This is a genomic window from Citrobacter sp. NCU1, from assembly GCF_010231475.1.
Taxonomy (GTDB): domain Bacteria; phylum Pseudomonadota; class Gammaproteobacteria; order Enterobacterales; family Enterobacteriaceae; genus Citrobacter_D.
In genome coordinates this window covers 1-1,614 of sequence record NZ_NRDO01000157.1, presented here as the reverse complement: position 1 = coordinate 1,614, position 1,614 = coordinate 1, and the positions used below count along the sequence as shown (strand labels likewise).

2 protein-coding genes and 1 pseudogene are annotated in these 1,614 nt (G+C 68.4%); all 3 read right to left on the bottom strand.

What is annotated here, in order from left to right; genetic code table 11:
- Nucleotides 1-97: hypothetical protein (locus CJP72_RS26525; RefSeq protein WP_446714995.1), on the bottom strand; the 97-nt coding region annotated here is incomplete at its 3' end.
- Between the two features lie 31 nt (nt 98-128).
- Nucleotides 129-1,154, bottom strand: coding sequence for an NAD(P)/FAD-dependent oxidoreductase (locus tag CJP72_RS25180; protein ID WP_202882595.1), 1,026 nt, complete (start codon nt 1,152-1,154; stop codon nt 129-131).
- A gap of 32 nt (nt 1,155-1,186) precedes the next feature.
- Nucleotides 1,187-1,614 (bottom strand): annotated as a pseudogene (locus tag CJP72_RS25175) (hypothetical protein); the annotation flags it as partial.

Sequence of the window (1,614 nt, the reverse complement as noted above, 5' to 3'; positions counted from 1 at the left end):
CGCCGTCGGCGGTGTCGCCATACAGCACCGCGCCGACGATGCGGTCGTCCTTGACCACGACGCGCTTGTAGATGCCACGCGACGCGTCGCGCAGCACGATGTCCTCCGCGCCGTCGCCGCCGCCGAAATCACCCGCNNGTGGCGGTGGGGCGATAGCCCGAAGGCGCGCCGGTCAGCGCATCGGCAAGGCTGCGGCACATGTCCCAGAGCGGCGCGACCAGGCCGTACACCTGTCCATCATGCTCGACGCACTCGCCGACCGCCAGGATGCGCGGGTCGCTGGTGACCATATGGTCGTCCACCTTGATCCCGCGCCCGACCTCCAGGCCCGCCGCACGGGCGAGCGCGACCGAAGGACGGATGCCGACCGCCATCACGACCAGGTCCGCGGGAATCTCGCGCCCGTCCTTCAGGCGGATCGCCTCCACCTTGCCGTCGCCCAAGATCGCGGCGGTGTCCGCACCGCACAGCACGGTCTGGCCGCGTGCTTCCAGCGCCTGCTTCAGCAGCCAGCCCGCCGCCTCGTCCAGCTGCCGCTCCATTAGCGTCGGCATCAGGTGGAGCACGGTGACCGTCATCCCGCGCAAGGAGAGGCCATGCGCCGCCTCCAGCCCGAGCAGGCCGCCGCCGATCACCACCGCGCTGCCGCCCCGCTCGGCGGCCGCCAGCATATGCTCGACATCCTTCATGTCGCGAAAGCTGATGACGCCGGGCAGGTCGTGGCCGGGTACCGGGATGATGAACGGATCGGAGCCGGTCGCAATCAGCAGCCGGTCATAGTCCAACACCATGCCGCTCTTGGCGGTCACCGTCCGCGCCTCGCGATCAATCGCGGTGACCGGATCGCCGCTGACCAGCGTGATGCCGTTATCNNTGACCGGATCGCCGCTGACCAGCGTGATGCCGTTATCGGCATACCAGTCGAGCCCGTTGATGACGATCTCGTCGAACGTCTTCTCGCCCGCCAGCACCGGCGACAGCATGATCCGATTGTAGTTCACCAGCGGCTCGGCGCCGAAGATGGTGATGCGGTAGCGGGTAGGATCGCGCGCCAGCAATTCCTCGACGGCGCGGCATCCGGCCATGCCATTGCCGATGACGATCAAGTGCTCGCGGGGGTCAACCGGCGTCGCGGTCAGGACTTCGTGTTGCATCGCGTCTGTCCGTTCGGGAGAAAGGGGAGGCATCAGATCCGCACGCCTTCGGCCGCGCCCCAAGTCCGGCGCCAGCGGGTCTTGACCAGGGTCAGTCCGGCCAGCGCCACTACCGCCAGAGCGGCGAAGATCAGGAAGCCGCTGGAAAAGCTGCCCGTCCACTGCTTGGCGAGGCCCAGCGACGAGGCGAGGTAGAAGCCGCCGATGCCGCCCGCCATGCCGACCAGTCCGGTCATCACGCCGATCTCGGTGGCAAAGCGCTGCGGCACCAGCTGGAACACCGAGCCGTTACCGACGCCCAGCGCCAGCATCGACAGGACGAAGAGCGCCAGCGAGGCGGCGAAACCGTCTACCATCGCCACACCGGTCAGCGTCATGGCGGCGGCGATGAAGACCGCCATCAGCGCCTTCACGCCGCCGATCGCATCGGCGAGTGCGCCACCCATCGGTCGCACCAGCG